Annotated in this window: 24 protein-coding genes, 1 pseudogene and 2 riboswitches; of the genes and pseudogenes, 5 read left to right on the top strand and 20 right to left on the bottom strand. The window is 72.6% G+C overall.

Going from position 1 to position 26,069, the window contains the following annotated elements; all coding sequences use genetic code 11:
• Positions 1–125 precede the first annotated feature (125 nt).
• From IF28_RS0129100 to IF28_RS0129070, 7 genes are all read right to left on the bottom strand, one after another.
• Positions 126–635: a copper chaperone PCu(A)C gene (locus IF28_RS0129100; RefSeq protein ID WP_030226278.1), complete on the bottom strand. Its 510-nt coding sequence runs from the start codon at positions 633–635 to the stop codon at positions 126–128.
• Positions 632–2,920 (bottom strand): heavy metal translocating P-type ATPase, encoded by a 2,289-nt coding sequence (locus IF28_RS0129095; RefSeq protein WP_030226273.1) that lies wholly within the window; start codon positions 2,918–2,920, stop codon positions 632–634. The genes IF28_RS0129100 and IF28_RS0129095 overlap by 4 nt, the downstream gene beginning before the upstream one ends.
• Positions 2,920–3,174, bottom strand: coding sequence for a hypothetical protein (locus IF28_RS0129090; RefSeq protein ID WP_030226271.1), 255 nt, complete (start codon positions 3,172–3,174; stop codon positions 2,920–2,922). Before IF28_RS0129090 ends, IF28_RS0129095 begins: the two co-directional genes overlap by 1 nt.
• A gap of 212 nt (positions 3,175–3,386) precedes the next feature.
• Entirely contained in the window at positions 3,387–3,983 is a 597-nt protein-coding gene (locus tag IF28_RS0129085) for a sigma-70 family RNA polymerase sigma factor (protein WP_030226269.1), read from the bottom strand.
• Positions 3,984–4,135: 152 nt separating this feature from the next.
• Positions 4,136–4,876, bottom strand: coding sequence for a hypothetical protein (locus tag IF28_RS0129080; RefSeq protein WP_030226265.1), 741 nt, complete (start codon positions 4,874–4,876; stop codon positions 4,136–4,138).
• 139 nt (positions 4,877–5,015) lie between these two features.
• Positions 5,016–5,657, bottom strand: a complete 642-nt coding sequence (locus IF28_RS0129075; protein WP_030226262.1) for a sigma-70 family RNA polymerase sigma factor — start codon at positions 5,655–5,657, stop codon at positions 5,016–5,018.
• Between the two features lie 190 nt (positions 5,658–5,847).
• Positions 5,848–6,552 carry a hypothetical protein gene (locus IF28_RS0129070; RefSeq protein WP_030226259.1) on the bottom strand — a complete coding sequence of 235 codons (705 nt, stop codon included), beginning with the start codon at positions 6,550–6,552 and terminating at the stop codon, positions 5,848–5,850.
• A gap of 254 nt (positions 6,553–6,806) precedes the next feature.
• Between IF28_RS0129070 and IF28_RS0129065 the strand changes: the two genes are divergently transcribed.
• Both IF28_RS0129065 and IF28_RS38865 read left to right on the top strand, forming a co-directional pair.
• On the top strand, positions 6,807–7,925 hold the full coding sequence (locus tag IF28_RS0129065) for an MFS transporter (RefSeq protein WP_037894202.1): 1,119 nt from the start codon (positions 6,807–6,809) through the stop codon (positions 7,923–7,925).
• On the top strand, positions 7,922–8,968 hold the full coding sequence (locus IF28_RS38865; RefSeq protein WP_030226252.1) for a hypothetical protein: 1,047 nt from the start codon (positions 7,922–7,924) through the stop codon (positions 8,966–8,968). Before IF28_RS0129065 ends, IF28_RS38865 begins: the two co-directional genes overlap by 4 nt.
• Here the strand turns inward: IF28_RS38865 and IF28_RS0129055 are convergent.
• The gene (locus tag IF28_RS0129055; protein ID WP_030226250.1) at positions 8,965–10,143 is read right to left on the bottom strand and encodes an acyl-CoA dehydrogenase family protein; all 1,179 of its coding nucleotides are present in this window, start codon (positions 10,141–10,143) and stop codon (positions 8,965–8,967) included. The two genes, IF28_RS38865 and IF28_RS0129055, sit on opposite strands and share 4 nt — an antisense overlap.
• Before the next feature lie 110 nt (positions 10,144–10,253).
• Between IF28_RS0129055 and IF28_RS0129050 the strand changes: the two genes are divergently transcribed.
• Together IF28_RS0129050 and IF28_RS0129045 are read left to right on the top strand one after the other, a co-directional pair.
• The gene (locus tag IF28_RS0129050) at positions 10,254–11,996 is read left to right on the top strand and encodes a CoA transferase (RefSeq protein ID WP_030226247.1); all 1,743 of its coding nucleotides are present in this window, start codon (positions 10,254–10,256) and stop codon (positions 11,994–11,996) included.
• Entirely contained in the window at positions 11,993–13,663 is a 1,671-nt protein-coding gene (locus IF28_RS0129045) for a class I adenylate-forming enzyme family protein (protein WP_030226245.1), read from the top strand. Before IF28_RS0129050 ends, IF28_RS0129045 begins: the two co-directional genes overlap by 4 nt.
• Before the next feature lie 80 nt (positions 13,664–13,743).
• On the opposite strand, the gene IF28_RS0129040 is transcribed toward IF28_RS0129045, so the two are convergent.
• The 11 genes from IF28_RS0129040 to IF28_RS0128990 form a co-directional block, all read right to left on the bottom strand.
• Entirely contained in the window at positions 13,744–14,565 is an 822-nt protein-coding gene (locus IF28_RS0129040) for a metal ABC transporter solute-binding protein, Zn/Mn family (RefSeq protein WP_030226244.1), read from the bottom strand.
• On the bottom strand, positions 14,523–15,392 hold the full coding sequence (locus tag IF28_RS0129035) for a metal ABC transporter permease (protein ID WP_030226241.1): 870 nt from the start codon (positions 15,390–15,392) through the stop codon (positions 14,523–14,525). Before IF28_RS0129035 ends, IF28_RS0129040 begins: the two co-directional genes overlap by 43 nt.
• Positions 15,389–16,024: an ABC transporter ATP-binding protein gene (locus tag IF28_RS0129030; RefSeq protein ID WP_030226239.1), complete on the bottom strand. Its 636-nt coding sequence runs from the start codon at positions 16,022–16,024 to the stop codon at positions 15,389–15,391. Before IF28_RS0129030 ends, IF28_RS0129035 begins: the two co-directional genes overlap by 4 nt.
• A 159-nt stretch (positions 16,025–16,183) precedes the next feature.
• Entirely contained in the window at positions 16,184–17,206 is a 1,023-nt protein-coding gene (locus IF28_RS0129025) for an ABC transporter substrate-binding protein (RefSeq protein ID WP_030226237.1), read from the bottom strand.
• 36 nt (positions 17,207–17,242) lie between these two features.
• Positions 17,243–18,016 carry an ABC transporter ATP-binding protein gene (locus tag IF28_RS0129020; protein ID WP_030226235.1) on the bottom strand — a complete coding sequence of 258 codons (774 nt, stop codon included), beginning with the start codon at positions 18,014–18,016 and terminating at the stop codon, positions 17,243–17,245.
• A complete protein-coding gene (locus IF28_RS0129015) occupies positions 18,016–19,119 on the bottom strand; it encodes a FecCD family ABC transporter permease (protein ID WP_030226232.1) in 1,104 nt (367 codons plus the stop codon). Before IF28_RS0129015 ends, IF28_RS0129020 begins: the two co-directional genes overlap by 1 nt.
• 122 nt (positions 19,120–19,241) lie before the next feature.
• Positions 19,242–19,321, bottom strand: a riboswitch (cobalamin riboswitch).
• Between the two features lie 86 nt (positions 19,322–19,407).
• Positions 19,408–20,103, bottom strand: coding sequence for a TauD/TfdA family dioxygenase (locus IF28_RS0129010; RefSeq protein WP_234325369.1), 696 nt, complete (start codon positions 20,101–20,103; stop codon positions 19,408–19,410).
• A gap of 115 nt (positions 20,104–20,218) precedes the next feature.
• The gene (locus IF28_RS0129005; protein ID WP_030226228.1) at positions 20,219–21,520 is read right to left on the bottom strand and encodes an MFS transporter; all 1,302 of its coding nucleotides are present in this window, start codon (positions 21,518–21,520) and stop codon (positions 20,219–20,221) included.
• A gap of 187 nt (positions 21,521–21,707) precedes the next feature.
• Entirely contained in the window at positions 21,708–22,406 is a 699-nt protein-coding gene (locus tag IF28_RS0129000; RefSeq protein ID WP_030226226.1) for a (2Fe-2S)-binding protein, read from the bottom strand.
• 35 nt (positions 22,407–22,441) lie between these two features.
• Positions 22,442–22,846, bottom strand: coding sequence for a hypothetical protein (locus IF28_RS0128995; RefSeq protein WP_078621501.1), 405 nt, complete (start codon positions 22,844–22,846; stop codon positions 22,442–22,444).
• A 62-nt stretch (positions 22,847–22,908) separates the two neighbouring features.
• Positions 22,909–23,035: riboswitch (cobalamin riboswitch) on the bottom strand.
• A 54-nt stretch (positions 23,036–23,089) separates the two neighbouring features.
• On the bottom strand, positions 23,090–24,070 hold the full coding sequence (locus IF28_RS0128990; protein ID WP_030226219.1) for a ferric reductase-like transmembrane domain-containing protein: 981 nt from the start codon (positions 24,068–24,070) through the stop codon (positions 23,090–23,092).
• A 1,048-nt stretch (positions 24,071–25,118) separates the two neighbouring features.
• Between IF28_RS0128990 and IF28_RS0128985 the strand changes: the two genes are divergently transcribed.
• Positions 25,119–25,529: an FKBP-type peptidyl-prolyl cis-trans isomerase gene (locus IF28_RS0128985; protein ID WP_030226216.1), complete on the top strand. Its 411-nt coding sequence runs from the start codon at positions 25,119–25,121 to the stop codon at positions 25,527–25,529.
• A 40-nt stretch (positions 25,530–25,569) separates the two neighbouring features.
• On the opposite strand, the pseudogene IF28_RS40310 reads toward IF28_RS0128985, so the two are convergent.
• Positions 25,570–25,755: pseudogene (locus tag IF28_RS40310) on the bottom strand (hypothetical protein); the annotation flags it as partial.
• Between the last annotated feature and the right edge of the window lie 314 nt (positions 25,756–26,069).

Below are 26,069 nucleotides of genomic sequence, written 5' to 3'. Positions count from 1 at the left end.
CCGCGACGCCCTGGTCCGCGCGACCATCACCGAAGCCGGGTACGAGGTGGCCGATGCGGTCACCGCCTGACAGCGCGTGGCGGAGCATCGTACGCCCCACGGTGCTCCGCCACGCAGCGGCGTCATCAGGACCCGGGCCGGACGACCACCGCCAGGACCTCCATTCGCCCGCTGTGCTCGAAGTGAAGGGTGAAGGACACCAGGTCGCCCTCCGCCCAGCGTTCCGCGGCCGGGACGGTCACATCGCTGCTGTGCGGAGACATGTCGAGGGTGCCCCCGGCGGGGATGGACAGTGACTCCGTGGGCCAGCGGTATGCGGCTCCGCCGGCGGTCATCCGGTGGCTGCTGAGGGAGATGCCCTCGGTGACGTCGGGCGAAGTCACCCCCACCAGCCGGTCCTGGGCGCCACCGGCGTTAATGATCTTGAAGAATGCTGCTGTCTCCGGCACTCCCCGCGACGGGAGGAAGAGCCGCGCGTCGGTGACACCGATGCGTGCGGGTGTACCGGCGTTGCCCGTGGCGGTCCAGACTGCGAGACCGCCCAGGGCCAGCACACAGGCGCAGACCGGTGCCAGAGCGGCCAGGGCGGTGTCCGCGAGTCGTCGCCGGGTGGGCGTCCAGACGGAGGGTGTCATCGAAGGCTGCTCCCACGGGCGGGCGACGTGGACGGACGGCTGCGGGCCGGTGACGGCCGCCAGGCGCGCAGCCGCAGGCTGTTGGCGACCACGAGCAGTGAGCTGACGGACATCGCGGCGGCGGCCAGCATCGGGTTGAGCAGGCCGACCATGGCCAGGGGCACGGTCACGGCGTTGTAGCCGAAGGCCCACAGAAGGTTGACGCGGATCGTGGCCAGCGTGCTGCGGGAAAGGCGGACGGCGTCCGCGAGGGCGTCGATGTCTCCGCGGACCAGGGTGACGTCGGCGGCTCCGATCGCCACGTCGGTGCCGGTGCCCATGGCGATGCCGAGGTCGGCCCCGGCCAGGGCGGCGGCGTCGTTGACTCCGTCGCCGACGACGGCGACCCGGTGGCCCTCTTCCCGTAGTTCGCGGACGAGCCGGTCCTTGTCCTCGGGGGTGCAGCGGGCGTGTACGTCGTCGATGCGCAGGGCGGTGGCGACGGCACGGGCGGGTGCCTCACGGTCCCCGGTGGCCAGCACCGGCCGTACGCCCAGGCGCCGCAGCCGGTCCACGGCCCGGTAGCTGCCGGGCCGCAGTACGTCTCCGACCTCGACGAGCGCTTCGGCCACACCGTCGACGCGGACCACGACGGGCGTGTGGGCGGCCGTCTCGGCGGCGGACAGCGCCTCGTCCAAGGGGGCGGGCAGCTCGTCGTCCGGGGCCAGCACCTCCACCAGCCGTCCCTCGACGTTCCCGCGCACGCCGCGTCCCGGCAGTGCCGCGAAGCCGGTCACGTCCGACAGCGTGCCGTCCGGTGCGGTGCGTCGGGCGTAGGCCGTGACGGCCTGACCCAGCGGGTGCTCGGAGCCCTGCTCGACCGCGCCCGCCAGCCTGATCGCCCGTTCCTCGCCGATGCCGCCGGGTGCGGCCGTGACCCGGGCGACGCTCATGTGCCCGGAGGTCAGGGTGCCGGTCTTGTCGAGGACCACGGCGTCGATGTGCTGCAGTCCCTCCAGGGCCTGTGGGCCGCTGACCAGGACGCCCAGTTGGGCGCCACGGCCGGTGGCGGCCATCAGGGCGGTCGGGGTGGCGAGGCCCAGGGCGCAGGGGCAGGCGACGACCAGGACGGCCACGGAGGCGGTGATCGCGGCCTGCGGGTCGGCGCCCGCGCCGAGCCAGAAGCCGAGGACGGTGGCGGCCAGGGTGAGCACGACCGGTACGAAGACTCCGGCGGCCTTGTCGGCGAGGCGCTGTGCCCGCGCCTTGCCTGCCTGTGCCTCGGTGACCAGGTGGGTGATGCGGGCCAGTCGGGTGTCGGCGCCGACCGCGGTGGCCCGCACCGCCAGCAGGCCGCCGACGTTCACGGAGCCGCCGATCACGGCCGTGCCGGGGCCGACCTCGGCCGGTTCGCTCTCCCCGGTGACCAGGGAGAGGTCGACGGCCGAACTGCCTTCGGCGACGGTGCCGTCGGTGGCCACGCGTTCCCCGGGCCGTACGACGAAGACCTGGCCCACCCGGAGGTCCTCCATGGCGATGCGGCGCTCGCCCGTGTCGTCGCGTACGGCGACCTCCTTGGCGGCCAGTTCCGCCAGTGAGCGCAGGGCCGCTCCGGTGCCGCGCCGGGCGTGTGCCTCCAGGTACCGGCCCGCCAGGACGAACAGGGGGACGCCGACGGCGGCCTCCAGGTAGATGTGGGCGACCCCGTCCGACGCCGTCGGCACCAGGCTGAAGGGCATCCGCATGCCCGGATCGCCGGCGCCACCGAGGAACAGGGCGTAGGAGGACCAGGCGAAGGAGGCCACGACGCCCAGCGACACCAGGGTGTCCATGGTCGACGCCGAGTGCCGCAATGCCCGTGCCGCCCGCTGGTGGAAGGGCCAGGCGCCCCAGACCACGACGGGCGAGGCGAGCACGAAGCACAGCCACTGCCAGTTGCGGAACTGCCAGGCGGGCACCATCGACAGAACGAGCACGGGGACGGCGAGCAGGATGGTGACCGTCAGCCGGTGGCGTTCCTGCTCCGTCTCCGTATCCTCGTCGTCACCGTCCTCTCGGCGCCGCGCTTCGGGCGGTTCGGGCAGCGCGGCGGTGTATCCGGCCTGCTCGACGGCGGCGACGAGCTGTTCCGGGAGCACCTCGGGCGGATGGTGTACGCGGGCCCTCCCGGTGGCCAGGTTCACGCTCGCGGTGACGCCGTCCAGCTTGGCCAGCTTCTTCTCCACCCGCTTCACGCAGGCCGCGCAGGTCATGCCGCCGACCGCCAGGTCGGTCACCTCCTGCACGGACACCGGTTCGCCGGCCATCAGTGTCCGCTCCCGTGGTTCATGCCGCCCATGTCGTCGTCCTCCACGTCCGTGCCGCCGCCCTCATGGCCGTCCTGAGTGATCCCGGGGCCGTGCATCCCGGGCGCGACGGGGCCGACGCCCCGGCCGACGGCGTAGGAGACGGCGAACACCAGCACCAGCAGCACGAGGAACCCGCACAGGGCGGGAGGGGGCAGGACACGGCGCAGCAGGCCGGCGGGCGTACCGGAAGCGGGTTGCCGTGTCTGGGCCATCTGTCGGCTCTCCCGATCGCGTCGCACGCCGCACGGCCTCCGCTGGACCGAGCCGCACCGGTACAGGAGTCGGGGCCGCAGGCTCTCCAGTTCCTCAGGGCAAGTGTGACGCCCGTCACCGGAGAGGTCCGAGGGGCTTCAGGAAGGTCGGCAGCCGTCGGCCGCTGCCCTGGAGCGGCGGCCGACGGCCGGAACGGCGCCCGGTCGTGTCGTCAGGCCACGGCGGGTTCCGCCAGGTGGCGGGTGACGGACCCGTCCGCCGCCCACTCGGCCAGGGCGGTCCGGGCGCGGGACACCCGGGAGCGCACCGTGCCGACCGGGCACCGGCTCAGCTCGGCGGCCTCGGCGTACGGCAGCCCGAGGAGCTGGGTCAGCACGAACGCCTCGCGGCGGTCGCCGGGCAGGGAGTCGACCAGCTCCATGAGGGCGACGCCTTCGTCGAAGCCCGGCAGTCCCGTCGGCTGGGCGCGTTCGGCCGCGGTCTGCCAGTCGTCGGTCCATGCCGTACGGGGACGGCAGGCGGCGTGGCGCAGGCTGTCGATGACGGTCCGCCGGGCGATCGACAGCAGCCAGGTCCGCGCCGAGGAACGCCCCTCGAACCGGGGCAGTGCCGTCAGGGCGCGCAGGAACGTGTCCTGGGTCAGGTCGTCCGCCGCCTGTGCGTCGTCGGCGAGGTACGTCACGTAGCGGCGTACGTCGCGTTGCAGTGCCCGGACGAAACGGTCGACCGCTTCGCTGTCGCCGTCGGCGGCGGCGAGCGCCCAGGAGGTGACCGTCTCGTCGGTCACGGTGGGCAGGGCAGGGGTCATGGTCCTGTGGTCCTTCCTTCAGTCCCGCGCGGACGGGCCGGGCACGGCACAGGTGCCGTCGGCGGTCGCACGGGTGATGGGGAGATCCGGCCGCGAGGAAGCGCGGGCGGGAGACCGCCGCCGTGTGGAAGGCGGTGGCGGTGATCCGGCTGTCAGACGACAGCGGTCTCCCCGGGAGGCCCCCGGGTGGTGAGGGCGTGGACGAGCAGGAGCTGCCGCAGGCGCCGCCTCGGCCGCGGAGCCGGGCGGAAGGAGGGCGGAGTGGAGGGTGGGCAGAGTACCGCCAGGACCAGCCGCAACGGTACGAACGCGCGGTCCGCGCAGGCACGGAGCATCTTGAAGACCGCGGTTTCGCCCTGGGCCAGCCAAAGTCCGCACAGGACGGCGGCCAGCACGTGGGCGGCCAGCATGCCCCAGGAGGACGAACCGGCCAGGTGCGTCATGTCGTGGCCCGTCGGCGCCATGTTGTGGGCGCCGTGAGAGGCCAGGTGATCCGTGGGGTGCAGTCCCGCCGCCACGGCGATGTCATAGGCCCGGGCAACCCGCTCGGGCGTGGGGGCCGCACCGCAGAGAAAGCGGTCGGCCCATTGCCGAAGGGACTGCGCATCCCCCGGTGCCGCCGCCATGGCCGGCCGGTTGCCGGACTGCGCGAGCGTGAAGGCGATATGCAGGCAGGTCTGGACGACAACCGTCAGGCCGGCCACCGTACGGCGGCGACGCTCGTGGGCCCCGAAGGCCCAGCCGACGGCACCGACCACGGCGGCGCCGGAGAGGAGCACCCACCAGGGCAGCCCCTCCCCCGACATCAGCACGTGGCCGAGGGCGGCGAGCACCACGCAGACGGCCGCGAACACCGCGGCCCGCAGCACACGCAGAAACCCACCGGCGAACATGGCGCCCCATCCTGGCACCCTGCGGACGAACCGCTGACACCAGGGATACCCACCCGACCGGACCGCGGCCGGGAGCGAGTCCCGCACGGCCCGGTTGCGAGGCCCCCAGCGGTCGGCCCGGGCCGCTCAGGACACCCGGTCAGTCCGGAGCCCTCACCGGGTCGGCTCGTTCCGCCTCGTGCAGTAACCGCGTCAGCGTGGCACGGGCCCGGGCGACCCGGGAGCGGACCGTACCGACCGGGCAGCCGCTGAGCTCGGCCGCCTCCGCGTAGGGAAGGCCGAGGAGTTGGGTGAGGACGAACGCCTCACGGCGTTCGGCGGGCAGCGCGTCCAGCAGTTCGGTGAGAGCGACGCCGTCGTCGAAGCCGGGCAGACCGCGCTCCTGGGCGCGTTCGGCGGCGGACTGCCAGTCCTCGGTGTCGGCGAGACGCGGCCGGGCGGACGCGTACCGGTAACTGTCGATCACCGCCCGGCGGGCGATGGACAGCAGCCAGACGCGGGCGGAGGAGCGACCCTCGAAACGGTGCAGGCTGCCCAGGGCCCGCAGGAAGGTGTCCTGAGCCAGGTCGTCGGCGGCTTGGGGGTCGGCGCCGAGGTACCCGACGAAGTGCCGGACGTCTCTTTGGAGGGCGCGAACGAACTTCTCGACGGCTTCCGGGTCACCGCTGCGGGCGGTGAGCGCCCAGGCCGTTATCAGCTCGTCGGCCGACTTGCGTTCCTCAGGTGTTCTCGTGGGGTGCGAAGTCCTGTCGCATGCAGCAGGAGGAGCGGGACTGATCACCAGGTGTCCTTTTCGGGGTCCGGAGGGCCGGCACGCGGACATCCGGAGACCGGACCGGGCGGCTCGGGGCACACGGCGGATCCGGTGTGGGCAGGGGGTGGCAGGAGTACGCCTCTACTGCGGCGCACCCCTGGTGCCCGAAGCCGTTCGGGCGTGAGAGGCCCGGGACGGTGTCGGGGAACCGGCTGTCTCAGAGGACAGCGGTTCCCGCGGGTGGACCCCGAGAAGTGATCGCGTACACCAGGAGCAGCCGGCGTGGACTGCGGTCCGTGCGGCCACGGCGCAGGACGACGCCTGGGCGGCGCGGAGGTGCCGGGAGGGCGAGGAGCAGTCGCAGCGGGGCGGCCAGCCGTCCGGCGACGGCCCGCAGGATGCGGAAGGCCGCGCGTTCGCCGTGCGCGAGCCACAGGCCGCTCAGCAGCGCGGCCAGCAAGTGGGCGGCGAGCATGCCCGGGGAGGACATCTCGCCGCCCATGAGGTGGCCGATTCCCGTCACCGGGTCCATGGCACCCGTCGGCACCACGGCGGATCCGTCATGGGTCATGGAGTGCATGGCGTGACCGGTGTGAGCCATGGAGGCCATGTGGTGCGTGGAGGGCGTGCCGTGAGCCGTGCCGCCCACGGACATCGACGACGTCGACAGTTCCTGCGCGTAGGAGAACCACTCGTGCAGTGCCGACTGGGCGGCCACCACGACGGAGGAGACGAGGAGGAGCCCGCGTTCCCGGCCGGCCAGGCACCACGCCGTCCCGCCGCACGCCGCCACCGCGACCGCGAGGGCCCACCAGGGCACGGAGGAGCCCGACATCATGACGTGCCCCAGGGCGGCGAGCAGCACGCAGACGGCCGCGAACACCGCGGCCCGTGTCGTGCGGAGACACCACCCAGCGCCCATGGCGGCTCATCCTTGCATTTCCGGCGCATCGTCTTGCGCGAGTACGAGAAGTTCCCGGGCCCGCGCCTCAATGCGCTCCCGGTGATTCATGTCACGCCAACCCCCGGGAACTCCAGGAGAGTTGCCCTCGACTGCCTCCCCAAGGAGGTGCGTCTGTGACGACGGGACGGACAGCGCAGGCCGGGCGGAACGAGGCGGGTTCGGCGATCGGGGAAGGAGCGACAAGGGCTCTGACCACGCTGCTGACGTGTGCCATGGCCTTCTCGATGATGCAGCTGTTCCTGCTCGGGGCGCTCGGCCCGCGGCTCGTGGCGGACCTCGGCGTCTCGCCGACGGTGCTCGGGCTGACGACCACCGTCGGGTTCGCCACGGCAGCCGTGCTCTCCCCGGCCGGCGGCCGGGTGGTGGACCGGGTGGGGCCCCGGCGCTGCCTGGTGGCCCTGCTCGCCGTGGCCGCGGTCGCGCTGGCATTGATCGGAACGGCTCCCGGCTCCGGGTTCCTGCTGGCCGCCGTCGCGCTCGGCGGATTGCCGCAGGCGCTGGCCAACCCCGCCACGAACAAGGCGATCCTCGCCGCCGTACCGCCTGCCCGGCGCGGCTCGGTGACCGGCATGAAGCAGTCGGGGGTACAGCTGGGGGCGTTCGCGGCCGGGCTGCCGCTCGCGGCACTGGCCGGTCTGACCGGGTGGCGGGGCGCCGTCTGGACCGCCGCCGGCGCCGCGGCGGTGGCCGCCGTGTGGGCGGCACGCGCCCTGCCCGCCGACCCGCCCGCGAAGTCCACTCCGGCCATCTGGGTGCCGCGCGGGATGACCGCGTGGCTGATGGTGTTCTCGCTGCTGCTCGGCTGCGGCATCGCCTCGGTCAACACCTACCTGTCGCTGTACGGCACCGAACGTCTGGGGCTCGGTCCCACGGCGGCGGGGGCGCTGGTGGCCGTGCTCGGTGTCTCCGGGATCGCGGGCCGGCTGGGCTGGTCGAAGGTGGCGGGGCATCCCGGCCGGGCGGTCTGGCTGCCAGGCTCGCTCGCCGTCGGAGCGGTGGCGGCGGCCCTGCTGTTGGCGGGCTCGTTGTCCGCTCGCCCGCTGGTGTGGGTGGCGGCCGTGGCCGTCGGGGTGTTCGCCGTGGCAGCGAACGCGGTGTCGATGGTCCTCGTCATGCAGCGCGCCGCGCCGGGCCGGGCCGGCCAGGACTCCGCGCTGGTCTCCGCGGGCTTCTTCGCCGGGTTCGCGGTCGGTCCGCCAATGTTCGGGGTGCTGGCCGAGGCGGGCCGGTACGGAAGCGGGTGGCTTCTCGTGGCGGCCGAGTTCGCGGGCGCCGGTGTGGTGGCGTTGCTGTGGTCCGTGCGGGAACGCCGGTCGGACGTGCGGTCATGAAGGCACGCCCGGACGGGGACGCTTCCCCGTCCGAGGACCGGCGGGCGGGCCGCGTGGAACCGGACCCGCTACCCGACTGGGCCGCCCCGGCGCTCGACTCCGTCCTCGCCAGGGTCGCCATCACCCGTATCGAGGTCGGCGACCGGTTCCCCCTCTACGCGGATCCGGACACCGGCACGTGGAGGACGACGGCGCGCGGCTCCTGGACCGGCGGCTTCTGGGCGGGACTGCTGTGGCTGCGCGCCCGGCACACCGGCGACCCCTCGGACCGGGAGGCCGCACGGGCGTGCACGGCCCGCCTGGCCGACTGGGCCGGGGCGGACACCTCCGCCCGGGGACTGATCTTCTGGTACGGCACCGTCTTCGCCGATGACGGAGACCGGATCCGGAACCGGGGCGCGCGGGCCTGCCGGGACGCCTTCGATCCGGAACTGGGCCTCGTGCCGTGGGGGTCGGCGTTCGGCGGGCCGCGTCTGATGGCCCGCGTGGACGGCGTACCCGGCATGGTGCCGCTGCTGGCCACGGTGGACGCGGAGGCCGCCCGCTCCCATCTGCGTCGGCATCTCGACCTGTGCCTCGGGAGCCAACCGTCCTCGTGGTCGTGGCTGCACACCGAGGCGACCGGCTGGACCGCCTGCGCCGATCCCCCACCGGGCTGGAGCCGTGGTCCGGCGTGGCTGCTGCTCGCCCTGGCCGAAGGCGCCTGTCTGCCGGACGGCGACTCGTTCGCCGCGCTCTTCGACACGTTGACGCCGGCCTCTTCCGTACCGCTCGCCGACACCGCTCACCCCGGCAGCCCCCTCGACACCTCCGCCGCCGCCATCACCGCGCTGGCTCTGCTGCGACTGGGACGCCGGGACCGGGCCGTCGGCCTCCTCGAAACGCTGGTCGACCGGCACCTGACCACCGACGGCCGCCTCCTGGAAGGCTGTTACGACCTCACGGCCGGAACAGCCGTCCGGCACGAGTTGATCTGGGGCGACTTCTTCCTGGCGTACGCCCTCGCGGAACTCACCGGCCGGGTGGCCGGTGGCACCGGCTAGGCCCGCTCCGCACGCAGCACATGCCGTGCCACGGAGGTGATGTGCAGTTCGTCGGGGCCGTCGAGGATGCGAGCCGCGCGCCCCGTGCGGAACAGGGCGGGGAGCGCGGTGTCCGGGCCGAGCCCCGCCGCGCCGTGGACCTGTATCGCCGCGTCGGCCACCAGTTGGAGCGTGCGGGCCGCCGCGACCTTGGCCAGCCCTACTTCGACATGGGCGTCGACGCCCGCGTCGAGCCGGGACACGGCCTGGTGGACCAACGGCCGGGTCGTGCGGAGGGCGAGCAGTGACTCGAAGACGTGGCGCTGGACGAGTTGCAGGTCGCCGAGCGGGCCGCGGGAGCGGGAGCGGGTGACGGCGCGTTCCCGCATGAGGTCGAATGCACGGCCCGCCTGGCCGAGCCAGCGCAGGCAGCGCAGGGTCCGGCCGAGCTGGAGCCGTTCGGCGGCGACGGCGAGGGCCTGGCCGCGTTCACCGATCAGGTGGTCAGTGTCCACCGCGACACCGTCGAGTGCGATCTCCGCCTGTCCGGCGGCACCGAGCACGGGCAGCTCGCGCACCACCCGGAAGCCGGGAGAGGTGGTCGGGAGCAACAGCAGGGACAGACCGTCGCGCTCCGGGGGCCGCCCGTCCGTGCGCGCGAGGACGGTGACGAGGTCGGCGGTGTCGCCTCCGCTGACGAACCACTTGCGTCCCGTCAGCCGCCAGCCGTCCTCGGTGTCGACGGCGCGGGTGGCGGTGAGGAACGGGTCGGTGCCGGGCACGTCCTGCTCGGTCATCGCGTAGCCGGCCCGCAGCTCTCCGGCGACCAGCGGCGCGAGGTAGCTTTCGCGCACACGCGGGCTGCCGTGCCGCCGCAGCATGAGCGCGTCCAGCAGGGAAGCCGACCCGAGGACCGCCGGTCCGTGATCACTGGCGCCCTCCGCCTCCGCGACATGCGCGTACGACCGCAATCCAAGCCCCTGACCGCCCAGTTCGACCGGAAGGGGCAGTGCCCACAGCCCTTCGTCCTTCGCCTCCCGGCGCAGCCGGTGCAGCGTCCGGGCCGCGTCGGAGCCACCACTGTCCAGAATGCCTTCGCACGGCACCACCCGGGAGCGGACGAAGTCCGCCACCCGCTCCTTCAACTCCCGCACCTCCGGCGGACACTGCGGGTCGCCGAGCGTCTCGTCCAGCATGTCTCCCCCACCTTTCAGGGAACTCCGGCTCTCGCCGGTCCGACTGTCTGTTCGTGGAACCGGTCGGGGGTGATCGCCCCCGGGTTCCCGCGCGTCAGGAAAGGAGAGGCATGGCACCACCAGCCACACCGGCCGTCGCGCAGACGTCCCGGCCCCTCGACGGACTGCGTCTGGAAGCTTCGGGCCCCCCGGGGCCGGCGGACGGACTCGTCGCGGAGCACCTACGGCTGCTCGGCGCGGAGGAGACCGGACGCTCCGGCGAACGCATGACACTCGTCGGACCGGAGTGCGGCGGCATCACCGCCCACGTGACGTGGGGCGACCGCGCCGTCGACGAGGCGACCGCGCAGGCGGCGACGGGCATCATGGCCGTGCACGGCCGCCGGGACGGGTCGCCCCGCGGGCTCGCTGCCGACTACGCCGCCACCGCCGCCGGTGTTCTGACCGTGCAGGGCCTGCTGGCCGGGCTCCTCGCCCAGGCCCGCGGCTCACAGGTGGCAAGCATCGAGGTGAGCGTCGAGCGGGCCGGACTGCTCGCCGTCTCGCAGTACCTCGCCGCGGCCGGAGCGGAAGAGGCTGAGGCCGCGGAGATCGCACCGGGCGGCCCGCCGTTCACCTCCGCCGACGGAATCGTCTTCGAGCTGGAGACGCTCGATCCTGGTGCGTGGGCCGCTTTCTGGCGTGCCCTCGACGCACCGGCGGACGCGGTGCGGCGCGGCTGGCGTCCCTTCCAGTTCCGGTACGCCACGGCCTGCGCGCCCTTCCCGCGAGAGCTGCACGGTGCGGCCCGCGGCCACCGCTGGGAGCGCGTCCGGGAAGCGGCCAGGGCCTCCGGAGCCGAGGTGTGCGCCCTGCACACGCTCACCGAACGGGCCGCCGAGCACGACGGGGCCCCACCCTGGGAGCTGACGGCGCACGAGGCGTCGTACTCGGGCTCCGGCGCACCACCGCCCGTCGACGCCCCGCTGGCCGGCATGACCGTCCTGGAGGCCGGCCGCCGCATCCAAGCACCGCTCACGGCGCATCTGCTGGGGCTGCTCGGCGCCGAAGTGGTGCGGATCGAGCCGCCGGGCGGTGATCCGCTGCGCGGTATGCCGCCGGCCTGCTCGGGTGTCTCGGCCCGCTGGCTCGCCCTCAACCGGGGCAAGAAGGCCGTCGAGGTGGACATCAAGTCCGCCGCGGACCGCGAGCGGCTGCGCGCGATGGCGGCGGACGCCGATGTGTTCCTGCACAACTGGGCGCCGGGCAAGGCCGCCGCACTCGGCCTGGACCACGAGGACCTGTCCGCCGACAACCCCGCGCTCGTCTACGCGTACACCAGCGGCTGGGCCGACCGGCTGCCCGGGGCGCCGATGGGCACCGACTTCATGGTGCAGGCCCGCACCGGAGTGGGCGAGGCGGTGCGGCCCGCGGACGAACCGCCCGTACCGTCCCTGATGACACTGCTCGACGTGCTCGGAGGACTCCTCGGGGCCGAGGCCGTCCTCGCGGGGCTGCTGCTGCGTCAGCGCACGGGAGCCGGTGTGCGGGTGGACTCGTCGCTGCTGGGGGCGGCCGACGTACTGACCATGCCGGCCCGGATCCGCGCGGCCCAGGGCCTCGACCCGCGCCGGCCGGCCGGATTCCGTCGGCCCGTGCCCACGGCCGACGGCTGGATCGCCCTGCCCGCCCACGCCGCCCTCCCGCACGACGCGCACCACCTTTCCACGGCCCGTGCGCTGGAGCGGCTGCACGAGCGCGGCACGGCCGCCGTCCCGGTCGTCACCGACCTCGCCGACCTGCTCTCCTCCGGCCCGGTCAGCCGCGACGCCCACGGTTCCCCCGCCGTCCCCGCCCCCTGGAGGTTCGCATGACCGTCGCCCTGCACGACCTGCTGCCCGCCACGCTGCGCCGTACCTGGGCCGTGGAGGGAACCTGCCCCGACCTGGACCTCTACAGCCTCTACCGCGCCCGTCAGATCGCCGACCCGCACCGTACGGCGGTCCTCGACGGCAAGGGGAAACTCTGTTACACCGCGCTGGACCGCAAGGCCCGATGTCTGGCCGCCGGGCTCTCCGGCCTCGGGATACACGCCGGTGACATCGTCGGCGTCCAGCTGCCGGGCGGCCGCGACGCCGTCGTCGCGGACCTCGCGCTCGCCGCCCTGGGCGCGGTGGCACTGCCCTTCCCGGTCGGGCGGGGCGGGCGCGAGGCGGCCTCACTGCTGCGCAGATCGGAGGCGGTCGCGGTGATCGCGGCAGCCGAACACCGGGGCAACCACCATGCGTCCGACCTACTGAAGCTGACGGGTGAACTGCCCGCCCTGCGGACGGTCGTCGCCGCGGGGCCGGCGGGCGCCGCACCGGAGGGAGCCGTCCCGCTGTCGGCCCTGATGCGCACCGACCCGAAGACGTTCCTGCCGGCCCGTCCCGATCCCGACACCGCCGCCCGCATCCTCGTGTCCTCCGGGTCGGAGTCCGAGCCGAAGATGGTGGCCTACTCGCACAACGCCCTGGCCGGCGGCCGGGGCAACTTCCTCGGCTCCCTCATACCCGACGGGCGCCCGCCGCGCTGCCTCTTCCTGGTCCCGCTGGCCTCCGCCTTCGGCAGCAACGGCACCCCGGTCACCCTCGCCCGGCACGGCGGAACCCTGGTCCTGCTCGACCACTTCACCCCCGAGGCCGCCCTGGAGGCGCTCGCCGAACACGAACCGACCCACGTCCTGGGCGTACCGACCATGATCCGCATGATGCTCGACCGGATCGCGGAGGGCGGACACCGGCCGTTCGCCCCGCCGACGGCCGTGGTCGTCGGCGGCTCGCCCCTGGACGAGGCCACCGCGGCCGAGGCCCGCCTGGCCTTCGGCTGCCCGGTCGTCAATCTCTACGGCTCCGCCGACGGCGTCAACTGCCACACCGGGCTGACGCACGGCTCCCCCGATGGCGACGAACGGCCCGGCATCGCCGCGGGACAACCCGACCCCCGGGTCGCCGACATACGGATCGCCGTCCCCGGCACCCGTGAGCTGCGGGAGGTCGGCGAGGGCACGGTCGGTGAGATCGTCGCCCGTGGCCCGATGACACCGCTGTGCTACGTCGCCGCCCCCGACCTCGACACCCGCTACCGCACCGAGGACGGCTGGGTGCGCACCGGGGACCTCGGTCTCATCGACGACGATGGCACGCTCCGGGTCGTCGGACGGCTGAAGGACGTGGTGATCCGCGGTGGTGCGAACATCAGCCCCGCCGAGGTCGAGGTCGAACTGGCCGCGCACCCGGCGGTCCGGGACGTGGTCTGCGTCGGCGTGCCCGACCCGCTGATGGGCGAGCGGCTCGCGGCCTGCGTCGTGCCCAGGGACGAGGCGGCGCCCACGTTGGAGGAACTGTGCGCCCACCTGGACACGCGAGGTCTGGAACGACGCAAACACCCCGAGCGCCTGCTGGTGCTGAGTGAGCTGCCCCTGACGCCGGCCGGCAAGCCGGACCGGGCGGTACTGCGGGAACGGTGCACGCCCGAAGCGGAGCGACAGCAGCAGCCTTAGGCTTCGGCCGGCTGACCCGCCGGACGACAAGGGCCGCTCGGAGTGTTCCCCGAGCGGCCCTTGTCGTCCGGTGCCACGGCTCAGGAGGCGTTCATCGCCTTCTCCAGCGTCGTCGCCGCGTTCTTGTAGACGGTCAGCAGATCCATGCCCTTGTCCGGGTAGTTGACGATCCCCACCTGACGCGCGCCCGAGTCGGGCAGCACGGTGCCGGTCGTCATGTGCACGTTGTCGAGCACCAGTTGGGGCCTCTTCTTGGACAGGTCGGACAACTGCTTGGCCGTCACGGCCTCGGGGCCGTACGTGCCGACCACCTCGGCCCCGGCCAGCTTCGCCGACCAGGCGGAGAAGACCTGGGCCACGACGGTGGGCGCCTTGGCGTCCGGCCAGGCGCTCTTGAGGTCCTTCTGCAGCTTGCCGTACTCGGTGTCGAACGAGGCGATCCACTCGGCGGCGGTGTCCTCGGTGCCGAACATCTTGCCCAGCCGGGTCACCTCGGCCTTGGCCTTGTCCGCGTCGTTGTCGAGATCGACCTCGACCAGTTCGGCGTCTCCTCCGGCGGCTTCCTTGAACTTCTCCGCGTACGGCTCGAAGGGCGCGTACAACACGAAGTCGGCGTCCGCCACGGCCGCGAGATCGGAGGGTTTCGGGTCGTAGTCGGGGGCGTGCTGCACCGACTCCGGCACGATGACCTTGACGTCCTCGGCGCCGGCGGCCTTGGCGAACGCCCCTTCCCAGCTGGTCGTGGCGACCACGACCGGGCCGGTGCCCTTCCCCGCCGCGTCCGCGTCGGATGAGGAGGACGACGTGTCGCTTTCCCCACCACAGCCGGTGGCCGTCAGCAGGAGGGCCGCGCTGAAACTCAGTGCGAGGAGGGGAGTGATGCGGACGCGGGTGCGCGCCATGAGCTGATTCTCCGTTCGGGTACGAGATGGACGGCGAGGACGACCACGCCGGCCGTAAGGACGAGGACGGGCCCGGGCGGCCAGTCGAACCGGAGCGCGACCAGGAACCCGGTCAGGTTCACGACCACGCCGATGCCGACCGCCCACACGGTGATGGACAGCAGGGAGCGGCCCAGCCGCCGGGCGGCGAGGGCCGGAAGAAGCGTCAGCGCGTCGACGAGGAGAGCACCGGTGAGCTTGATGGCTCCGGCGACGGACACCGCGACCAGGACCAGCAGCACGAGGGTGAGCCGGTCGACCCGCACGCCCGAGGCCAGGGCGAGTTCACGGTCGTAGAGGAGGAGCGCGATGTCTCTGCGACGCCACCAGAAAAGAGCCGGTACGACGACGGCCAACACGACGAGCAGCCACAGGTCGGCAATACCGACCGAGAGGATGGATCCCCAGAGCAGGGAGAAGGCGCCCGCCGCGTTGACGCCGGAGACGGCCAGCACGAGCAGGGCGGCGGCGATCGCCAGACTCATCAGCAGACCCATGGCACCTGACAGACCGTCCGGGGTACGGGCCAGCGGAGCGACTCCGGCGCCGGCGAGCGCGCAGGCCACCAGCGCGCACAGCATGGGATCGAGCCCGGTCAGCAGAGCGACGGCGATGCCCAGGAGTGCGACATGCATCATCGCGAACCGCACCGGCATGATGTCGAGGCCGACGATCACGACCCCGATCACCGGCAGCCCGACCGCGGCCACCAGCAGGGCGATACCGGCCCGTTGGACGGGCACGAGTTGCAGGAGCTGACCGACGTCGGCCGCGGCCAGGGCGCTCACCGGACCTCCCGCAGACGTCCCGCGGCCATCTCCAGCACCCGGTCGCAGCGCTCGGCCAGAGCCCGGTCGTGCGTGACGACCACGACGGTCACCGGCAGGGAGAGCAGTACGTCGGCCGCCTCCTCCTGACCGGAGAAGTCGAGGGCGGCGGTCGGCTCGTCGGCGAGCAGGACGCCCGCCCCCGCCGCCACACAGCCGACCGCCCGCGCCAGGTACATGCGCTGGAGCTGACCACCGGACAATGTATGCAACGGCCGGTCGGCGAGATGCCCGACCCCGAGCTTGTCGGCCGCCTCCGCCGCCTCGGCACGCGCACCGCCGCTGGCCAGCAACTCGCCTGCCAGCAAGGGAAAACGGCCGGTCGCCGGTTTCTGCGGGATCCACGCGCACGCCTGTCGCCGCCACGCCCACTCCGTGGCGCTCCCGGTGTCCCGGCCACCCACCAGGATCCGGCCCGCGCCATGCCGGTGCAGCCCCAGAACGGCACGCAGCAACGTGGTCTTGCCCGACCCGTTGGTACCGGTCAGCGCCACTCGCTGCCCGCGCACGATGTCGAGATCGACGTCGCGCACGGCCTCGACCCGGCCGTGCCGGCACACGACGCCCGACATCCGGACATCCAGCCCTTCCATGCCACCTCCCCGCCTCCTCACAGCAGTCGGACGGAAGAGGCGCTCGGTTCCCGGAGGGGACGAAGAAGCCGGGAAGGTGCCGGCTTCGCCTCCCTGCCGCGTGACGGCGGAGGGTCGGCTCTCCCGGACTTCGGACGGTCGGCCGAGACGGCCCGGGGCTCAGGAGCGGAGGTTCCTCAGGTCCGCCGCGAGTGAGCTGATGGCCGCGGGGTTGCGCGGACTCTCGACGAGGTCGACGTAGTCGAGGGTGACTATCCGGTCGTTCTTGACGGCGGAGACGTTCGCGAGCGGCTTGTAGGACGTGAGGAACTTCCGCTTCTGTTCCGCGGTGATGTCCCCGTAGTCGTTGATCACGATGACCTCGGGGTCGCGGGCGACGACCGTCTCCCAGCCCACGGTGGTCCAGCTGTCCTGGAGGTCCTTCATGATGTGGTCGCCGCCGGCCTTGGTGATGATGTCGTGGGGCCCCGCGAAGGCACCGGACGTGAACGGCTTGTCCTCCCCGCTGTCGTAGAGGAACACACGCGGCCGGTCGGCGCCCTTCGGTGCCTCCGCCTGTGCTTCGGCCACCTGCTCGCGAAACTCGGTGATCAGGGTCTCGGCCCTCTCCTCGACGTCGAACACCTTGCCCAGATTCCGCAGGTCCGTGTACAGCGCGTCGAGCGGTGGCATCACGCCGCGGGCCTTGCCCTGTCCGTTGCGGCACGACTCGCTGAGCAGGTACGAGTCGATGCCCAGGCGACGCAGCGCGGCGGGCGTGAAGCCTTCGCCCTCGTTGAAGCCGTAGTTCCAGCCCGCGAAGACCAGGTCGGCACGGGCGTCCAAGACCAGCTCCTTGTTGATGCGATCCTTCGAGAGCCACTCGGTCTTCCGGTAACCGTCCTTCCACGGCACCGTGGTGAGGTCGCCCTTGTCGTCGGGCATGACGTATCCGGCCATGTGGTCCTCCAGGCGGAGGGCGAACATGATCTCGGTGATGCCGACGTCGTTGGTGACCACGCGCTGCGGAGCCCTCTCGAACGTCCTCTTCTCACCGCAGTTCTCGACCGTGACCGGATAGTGGCTGCCGGAGGCCCGGGCGCCGTCTCGCTTTCCCTCCTCCGACGAGACGTCCGCTCCGCAGCCGGTGACGGTGAGGGCCAGGACGAGGGCGAGGGCGGCGGGGCGTATGAGGTTGGGCATGGGACGGTGACTCCTTCGAGGGGACCGGGGAGAGGGCTACTGGGTGGGGAGACGGTCGAAGAGCAGTTGGACCGCGCCTGTTTCGGGGTGGGGGACGCGGTGCGCCCGGACGCCGAAGACGTCGGCCAGCAGGACGGGCGTGAGGACGTCGTGGGGGGCGCCGGAGGTGACGATCCGTCCGCCGTCGATGACGTGGAGGAGGTCGCAGTGGAGCGCGGCGAGGTTGAGGTCGTGCAGCGCGGTGAGCACGGTCAGCCCGCTGGCCCGGACCAGGGACAGGACCTCCAGCTGCTGGGCGATGTCGAGGTGGTTGGTGGGCTCGTCCAGCACCAGGACCTGTGGCTGCTGGGCGAGTGCGCGGGCGATCAGGACCCGTTGCTTCTCGCCGCCGGAGAGCGTGAGGAAGCCCCGGTGGGCCAGGTGGCCGGCGCCGGCTCCTTCCAGCGCGGCGGCACACGTGCGCCGGTCCTCGTCGGTGTCCCGGGCCACCGCCCCCTGGTGCGGCAGCCTGCCCATGGCCACGACCTCGGCCACCGTGAAGTCGAACTCCGCGACCGCTTCCTGGGGAAGGGCGGCGAGCCGGCGTGCGCTCTCGCGCGTGTTCATGGCCAGCAGGTCGTCGCCGTCCAGACGTACCGCACCGGCCGTGGGACGCAGGGCCCGGTAGACGCATCGCAACAGGGTCGACTTACCACTGCCGTTGGGCCCGACGAGTCCCACGACCTGACCGCTGCCCGCCCGCAGCGAAACGTCCTCCACCAGCCGCGTGCCGGAGATCTCCACGGTGACCGTGTCGATGTCGACCTGCATCACGCGCCTCCGAAGGTGCAGGTGCGGCGGCGCATGAGCAGGACGAAGCAGGGCACGCCGATCGCTGCCGTCAATACGCCCAGCGGCAGTTCGGCGGGGGCGAGCACCACGCGCGACAGGATGTCGACCCAGACCAGCAGCACGGCGCCGGCCAGGGGCGCGACGGCCAGCAGCCGGCGGTGGTCCGCCCCGACCAGCATCCGGGCGGCGTGCGGAACCATCAGGCCCACGAAGCCGATCGCCCCGCTGACCGCGACCACCGCCCCGGTGACGGCGGCGGTCGTGAGGAAGAGTTCCCTGCGCAGCCGCCCGGGGTCCACTCCCAGTGCGGCAGCGGTCTCGTCGCCCATCGCCAGGGCGTTCAGGCGCCGGGCCGACCATCCGAGGTGGACGAGGCCGCCGAGCACCGCGCCCGCGGCGATCGGTACGGAGGACCAGTTCGCGCCGCCCAGACTGCCGAGCAGCCACATCATGGCGGAGCGGGCCGCTTCACCGTGCTCGGCGGCGAAGACCATGAACGTGGTCACGGCGGAGAAGCCGTAGTACATCGCGGTACCGGTCAGCAGGAGGCGGAGCGGTGTCAGGCCCCGCGGGGTCCGGGCGACCGCGTACACCAGTGCCATGGCGGCGAGCGCGGAGAGGAACGCCGCCATGGACAGCGCCCAGACACCGAGTGCGCCGAAGGCGCCGAAGATGAGCACGGCGTTGGCTCCCACGCCCGCGCCGGAGGAGATGCCGAGGACGAACGGGTCCGCGAGCGCGTTGCGGACCATGGCCTGGACAGCGACGCCCACGGCCGCCAGACCGGCGCCGACGACCGCCGCCAACACGGCCCGCGGGAAGCGCAGTTCCCACACGATGACGTAGGAGGAGACCTCGTCCGGAGCTATGGACCCACCGGTCAGCCCCGCCCAGAGGTAGTGCAGCGCCTCGCCCCACGAGAGTCCCGACGCCCCGATGCCCGCCCCGCAGGCCAGGGAGACGGGGAGCGCGACGCACAGGCCGGTCACGAGCAGGGGCAACGGGACGCGCCGGGGCGGTGGGGGCCCGCCGCTCGTGGTGCGGTGCGGTACGGCGGGTGTGCGGTCGCGGAGCGTGGCCACAGGCGGATCGCTTTCGCCTCGGGCCGTGCACCTACGTGATCGAAGGAGCAGCTCCGGGCGCCGGGCGCCCCGCGCAGCGCCCTCTCGCAGTCCACGGCGATTGACAGGAGCTTCACCACCGCGGGTAATCGGGCTCACGGAACCCCGTACGGGACTCCGCCTACCGTTGCGGGACAGCGCCGGACTTCGACCGGACTTCCCCCACGAGGCACTTGCAGCCTAGTGCGTGTTCCCACGCCTTCTCTCCCTGCGGAGGCGCTGGTTCGCGCCACCGCAGTGGAGGCTCACTCAGCGGGCGTCGGCCGTGCGCAGGGTGAGGATGCGGACGGTGCGCTCACCGGTGTGCGCGTCGCGGCCGTGCCGGCAGCGGTAGTTGTCGAGGACGAGGATGTCGCCCTCGGCAAGCCGGAAGCGCGGGAGGGTCGGTTCGAGGGCGTGCACGGTCTCGTCGAAGCGGGTCAGCATGGCGCGCACCCGGTCGGTGTCCGGATCACGGTGCAGGGGGACGGCCCCGTCGGTGCGGCGGACGATGCGGCGGCCGGTGCGGGTGTACTCGACGTGCCGGGCGACGCGTGGGGTGGAGGGAAGTCCGCGCAGTCCCGCCCACTTGCCGTACAGGTCGACGTCGGTGCCGGTGAGGAAGTCCAGGAGGGTGGGGTCGGTCGACGCGAGGCCGTCGACGAAGCCGTACGCGTCGAGCGCGCAGGAGTCGCCCCCGGAGCGAGCGGGCCGGACGTACTGGATCAGGACGTGGTCCTCATCCGGGTGGCGCCGCCTGCTGGGCACGCCGCCGACGTCGACGACGAGGTCGAAGCTGTCGGCGTGCAGGTGGACGGGACCGGCGTCCTGCGAGGTGCGCACGCGATGCGGGTACAGCTCACGCAGGCGGCTGCCGAGGACGCGGGCCGCGGCGACCACGAGGGCGTCGGCGGTGTTCTCGTAGCCGGTGAGGACGACGGCTCCGTCCCGTGCCAGGAGGGGCACGGGCCTCCTGCTCCCGTTCACCGGACACCCGGTCGGGGACGACGCACGGAAGCGCGGGGGGGAGCAGGCGGCTGGGTGCTGCTGCTGAGTGAGTGCATGACCCGAGACTGCCCCATCAGGCGGCCCTCCTGGCTTCTCGCTCGGCTCCGGACGGCGTTTCGGACCTGTGGGAGAAGTGGCGGGCGCTGGGCACCAGGGCGGCGACGGCCGGTGCGGCAAAGCAGGTCAGGGCGCAGACTGCGAGGACGGCGCGGGTGCCGAAGGTGTCGATGGCCGGCGCGATGAGGACCAGTCCGACCGGGGCGAGACCGTAGGAGAGCAGGAAGTCCAACGAGGAGACCCGGGCGAGCTTGTCCGGTGCGACCTCGCGTTGGGTCGCGGTGAACCACGGCACGTTGAACAGTTCGATGCCGATGCCGGCGACGGCGTAGGCGGCCATCACCACCACGGGGTGTACAGGGACCATCAGACTCAGCGGGGCGAAGCCGTAGGCGGCGAGGCCCGCCAGAGCGGTCCAGCCCGCCGACCGCGGGCGCCAGCGGGCGATCAGGAGGGCCGCGGCCAGCGCCCCGGCGGTGTAGGCGGTCATCGCACCCGCGAGCACGACCTCGGTGCCGTACTCATCGCGGCTGACCAGGGGCAGGGCGACGCCGGTCGCGGAGTAGCCGGTGGCTATGACGGCCGTCAGGGCCGCCAGCCCGGCGAGGAACCACGGGTGCCTGCGGGCTTCACGGACGCCGTCGGCGAACTCGGCCAGGAACGACACCCGTTCGGGTCGTTCGGCGGAGGCAGTCTCCTCGGTCTCGGCACGGGCGCCCGGTCCGGGTACGAGGGCGGCGACGAGCCACAGCAGCCCGATGCCCAGCAGCAGGGCCCGGGTGTCGAGGAACACGGCGAGCAGGGCGGTCAGCGAAGGGCCCGTGAGGGTGGTGACCCGGACCGAGAGGGTCATGGCGGCGTTGGCCTGCTGCCTGCGGCCGGCGTCGACGACCTCGGCGGTCAGGGCCTGGAAGGCAGGCCGGCAGGCGCCCTGACCCGCGCCGGCCAGGGCTGCGGCCGCCGCCATCAGCAGGACCGAGCGGCCGAGTCCGGCGACGATCAGCGGTGCCGCGGCCCCCGCCGCCAGTCCCGCCCACAGCACGACGCCCCGGCGGGAGTGCCGGTCGGCCAGTACCCCGGCGACGGGCACCGCGGCGAGGAATCCCGCGGTGCGTGCCGCGAGCAGCAGGCCGAGGTCGGTGGCGGTGAGCGTGCGGTCGAGCACCGCGAACCCCAGCACGAACGGCAGGGCCCAGGTCGCCAGACCCGATGCTGTGGCGCCCGTCCACAGTCGCAGGAAGGCGGCGTCGAGCAGGATGGGCCGTTGCTTTCCGGGAAGACTCTCGGATGCTGTGGTCGGTACGGGTGGGGTCGGCACGTCGTGGCGCTCCTGTCGTTTCGTGGGCCTGGTCGGGGCCGTACCGGCTTCGAGGCGGCCCGTGGCCGCCGCCCGCACCATCCGTGACGAGCTGTCCCGCTCCTGACTCCCGGCTCACCGGGCCGGGCGCACGGCTTCCGGCCCGGTGAGCGGCACAGCCCGAAACGGAAGTACCTCATCGCAGGGCTCAGCGGGGCACACCCTCGGCCAGCCCGCAGTCACCGCACTTCGAGCCGTTCGGCGCGCGGTAGTAGAGGCAGCAGCTTCGGCGGCGGAACGCGAGGTCAGGGCCGGTGAGCACTCCGGTGCCCACCAGGCGTCCGGTGTCCAGCAGCGCGGTCGTGAGGTCGGTGAGCGGCCCGCGTACGGCGGGACGGAGCGCGAGCAGGGCGTGGGCCGCCCCGGCGAGCGCCGACGCCGAGTTGCCGTCCAGCAGACGCGGGGCGACCTTGACGCGCAGTCCGTCGGCCAGTGCCGACAGGTGACGGGTCACCTGCTGGTACAGGGCGCGGGCAGTGCCGTCGTCGAGCCGGTCGGCGTACCAGCCGGCCGGGCGGGGCACCCGGAGGGCCGGCCCGTCGTCGGCCCGCTCCAGCCCTTCCAGGGCGGGGACGATTCCGTGCAGGACGACGCAGGCCAGGGCCGGCGACCAGAGGCGGGCGGCGTGCCCGAGCTGGGCGATGGAGACGTCGACGCGCGGCTCCGAAGTGTGGTGGCGGCGTGCGACGGCCTCGGCGAGATCGGCGAAACCCGCCCTGTAGGAGCGGGCGACCGGATGCCAGCCGTCGTCCCGTCCGCCGACGTGCAGGGCGAAGAAGCCGCCGAGTCCCGCCACGTCACGCAGGGCGGCGGCAACGGAGGCGGCCGAGGCACGGGCGTGGTGCACGGTCCTGTCCTCCTTCCGGCTCTCCGGCCACACGCTCAGGAGGCCGTACGCCGTCGCGACGGCGTGATGGCGTACAGGTCGAGAATGTCCGGCCGGGGCGCCACCCCAGGACCGCCTGTGCGGATCCACGCGACGATGTCCTCGGTCGCGTCCGGGTCGTTGACCAGCCCCAGCCAGACTGGCCGGGCACCTGCTGCCCGGCCCTCCGCGGAGGGCTGTACGACGATGACGTTGGCGTGTTCGCAGACGTCGAGGCAGTCGGAGACGCGTACCGGTGCTGCGGCACGCAGGCGTTCGGTCTGGTCCGCGTGGTCGACGCCGGTCACCTTCGGGGTGCCGCAGCAGCAGTCGCGGCACACGACGATGCGGCACGGCACGGGGCCGGTGACCCTCGCGGGCCTCTCGTCGTCAGTCGTTGGTCCGGTCGGCGTTGCGGGCATGCGGTGCCGTCCCTCTCTCCGGGGAGATCCGCCCCGGTGGTTTGTTGAGGAGGCGACCGCGTGAGTCTCCTGGCTCCCGGGTCGATGCTCGTCCCGGCCTTCCCACCCGTCGCCGGGCAGTGGCCTGTCGGGACTCGGTCGCCGATCACAGTGGCGGGACCGCGCCGGATTCACACCGGCTTCCTCGTTCCGCCGTCGCCCTGTCGCCGGCCATCATCCCACCCCGGTACGCCGTGCCGGCCGTCAGTCCGTCTCCTGGGCGTGCGGGGCCGTCGCGGGCGGATGGGTCGGACGGTCCCGTCCGCCGTCACGGCCCGACACCACCACGACGACGAGCCCGACGACGACGGCCGCGACGGCGACCCGTCCCGCCACCCGCAGCCACCATCCCGGCCGGGCCGTGCCCCCGCCGACCGACCCCAGCCGTTCCGCCCGCCGGGCCGGTCTCAGCAGACGCAGCAACAGCAGCAGCGCGACCGGCAGTTGCAGCAGCCACAGCACGGTGCGCGGCCACTCCCCGTACCAGACGTTGGTCCCGTACAGCAGCGTGTGCCACACGCTCAGCACGTACACGACGATCACGAGGCGGTGCAGCCGCCGCCAGGTGTTCGCTCCGATGCGGTGCCGGACGTAGAACAGCAGCCCCAGCGGAATCGCCAGATACAGGGCCCCCTGTCCGAGCGGGATGGCGATCCTTCCGGTTCCGGAGTCGTACCAGCCCGGCACGAAGCTGTCCGCGAAGGCCACCCACAGCCGTTCCGCCCAGTCCACCTTCGTCTCGTAGCGCACGAGTTCGGCCGCGAACATCAGGGCGTGCGCGAACATCAGCGCCATGGTCGTCAGGCTGGTGGTGCGGTGCCAGCGCTCCAGCACCTGCCGGGAGACCGGCAGCCGGGCGGGACGCGGCCCCGACAACAACAGACCCAACGTGACCGTGCCCCACGCCCACAGCAGCCCCGACCAGCCGAACGCCTGGCTGAGCAGATACATCCAGTAGGTGCCGGCATCGTCCATGAACGGCATGACCGCGACGGTGTCCGAAGCACCCGATTCCATGCGCGCCCACAGGAGAGCGAACACGAGCACTGTGACCACCACCGCCGCGCCGGCGTCGGGAAGGGCGGACCGCAGGTCACCGCGCAGAGCCACGCGGTCACCGGGAGGCCGCCGCCGTCCGGGCGGGGTCACCGCCCCGTCTTCGTCCGGCCTCACGTCTGACGTCATCAGGGGCCTCCCGGGCACGGGCCACCGCAGCAGCGGTGCACATGTGGCGTGAGGCAACAAGTCTGGCCGAGGGGACGGCGATCCCCAGAGGCGTTATCCGGCCAGAGCCACCACGAGAACTGCACGGGGCACACCTGTGTTCTGCCTTCCCTCCACATTCAGGACAACCGCCGAAGCCCTCCTGTCGCAGGAGGACGAGCGCCTCTGCGCTGATACACGCCGCCGGTTCGCGCCTCCCGTCCGCCTGGACGCCCGGTGGTCCCGCACCGGTCGTAAAGGTCGTGCCGCCGCCGCGTCGGTGCTCCGGGTACTCGAAAGTGGAGAACTCGAATGCAACGATGCCCATGACAGACACAGAAACCCATCATCCAAAAGCCCCGCCGGGCCGCACCTGCGGTGCTTCTCGTGGAACTCCACTGTCATAGGCGCTCTCACGCGCCTGTCACCAACTACGCCGACTCCCCCGAACCGCGATGCCCTGCCTGCCATATTGCGCCCGTCATGGACTGACGTGGACGCCCATGGACGGGATGTGCCACCTGGAAGAAGGACCCCATCCCACGAGCGAGCTGTCGAGCCACGTATCTAGCCTTCCGAGCAGGGCGCCGGGCGGCGCAGCAGGCCCCTGCCGTAGGCGCAGGTCAGCAAGCCGGACACCGTCCGGTCCGATGCTGACCGTTTGCTGACCTGGAGGCCGCGATCAGGCCTCTGATCTGCGGAAACACCCAAACGCTAGATCTTGGACTTGAACATGGTGCGCAGCACGTTGGACTCCTGGAAGTCGGCTCCCTGCCTGCTTTGTGCAGGTCAAGGGCGTTCTTCACTTTACATGGGCACGTCTCCCGGTCGAAGACCTCGCAGAACATCGTGCACCGTACCGTGCAGGCTTCCCGCCTGGGCTCCTACGCCCACGTCCGGCTCCACCCGCGACGCCAAGCCCGCGCTCCGGAAACCGGCGTGCGCGTTAGCGTGATCCTCTGCCGCATGGAGTGTCCATGGGCCGGGTCGGCCCGCACATGGGTCTGCGACGGAGAGTGACGGAACTGCGATGAGTGAACTGACGAAGCCCGAGGTCGACGTCCCGGAGGGTGCTGCGCCTGCCGAACTGACCGTCCGGGACCTGGTCGTCGGGGACGGGGCCGAGGTGAAGCCGGGCACGGTGGTCAGGGTCCACTACGTCGGGGTGACCTTCGAGACCGGGAAGGAGTTCGACTCCTCCTGGGACCGTGACCAGCCCTTCAAGTTCGCCCTGGGCAGCGGCAGGGTCATCAAGGGGTGGGACCGGGGGTTGAGGGGGATGAAGGTCGGCGGCCGGCGCGAGATCGTGGTTCCCCCGCGTCTCGGCTACGGCAACCAGTCGCCCTCGCCGTTGATCCCGGCGGGCTCGACCCTGGTCTTCGTGGTGGACCTGCTCGACTCGTACTCCGCCGGCACAGGCGGCTGGAGCAACTCCCGCTGACCCGGACCGTTCCTGTTTCCGCGCCCTCGCCCTCGCCCTCGCCCCAGGCGCTCTCCTCGTCCTCGTACCAGTCCGCGCCGATGAGCCGGTCCCGGAGGTCTTCGAGGCTGAACTCGTCGTGGGCGCACCGGCGGCCCAGGGATGCGAGGTCGGCGGTGGAGCGGTGTCGGGAGGCGGCCTGGACGTCGACGAGGTCGCGGACGGTGCCCCGGTCGGCGAGGGCACGGCTGAAGCGTTCGACCGGGCCGTCGGCGCCGACCGTACCGACCGCTTTCCGGCCGTCGTTCCCGATCGGTCCTCGGCCGACGGTCCCTCACTCGCACCTGAGACAATGGCGATCAGTCACAGCCCGGCGGCGCGATCGGTTGCGCACCGTTCTTGCCGCGCCTGGGGAGGACGGTGCTCGGCGACGGTGTGGCTGAGGGCGGCGATGCCGTCGGAAGACGGCATGAGGATACGGAGTGCTGCTGTTCATGCGGTTTCGCAAGAGCGCTGTCATCGCGGTTGCGTGTGCCTTGGTCGCCGGTGTCTCGGGGGACC

It is taken from the genome of Streptomyces sp. NRRL WC-3626, assembly GCF_000718785.1.
Classification (GTDB): domain Bacteria; phylum Actinomycetota; class Actinomycetes; order Streptomycetales; family Streptomycetaceae; genus Streptomyces; species Streptomyces edwardsiae.
The sequence above is the reverse complement of the archived record's forward strand: the minus strand, read 5'-3'. Positions and strand labels throughout refer to the sequence as shown.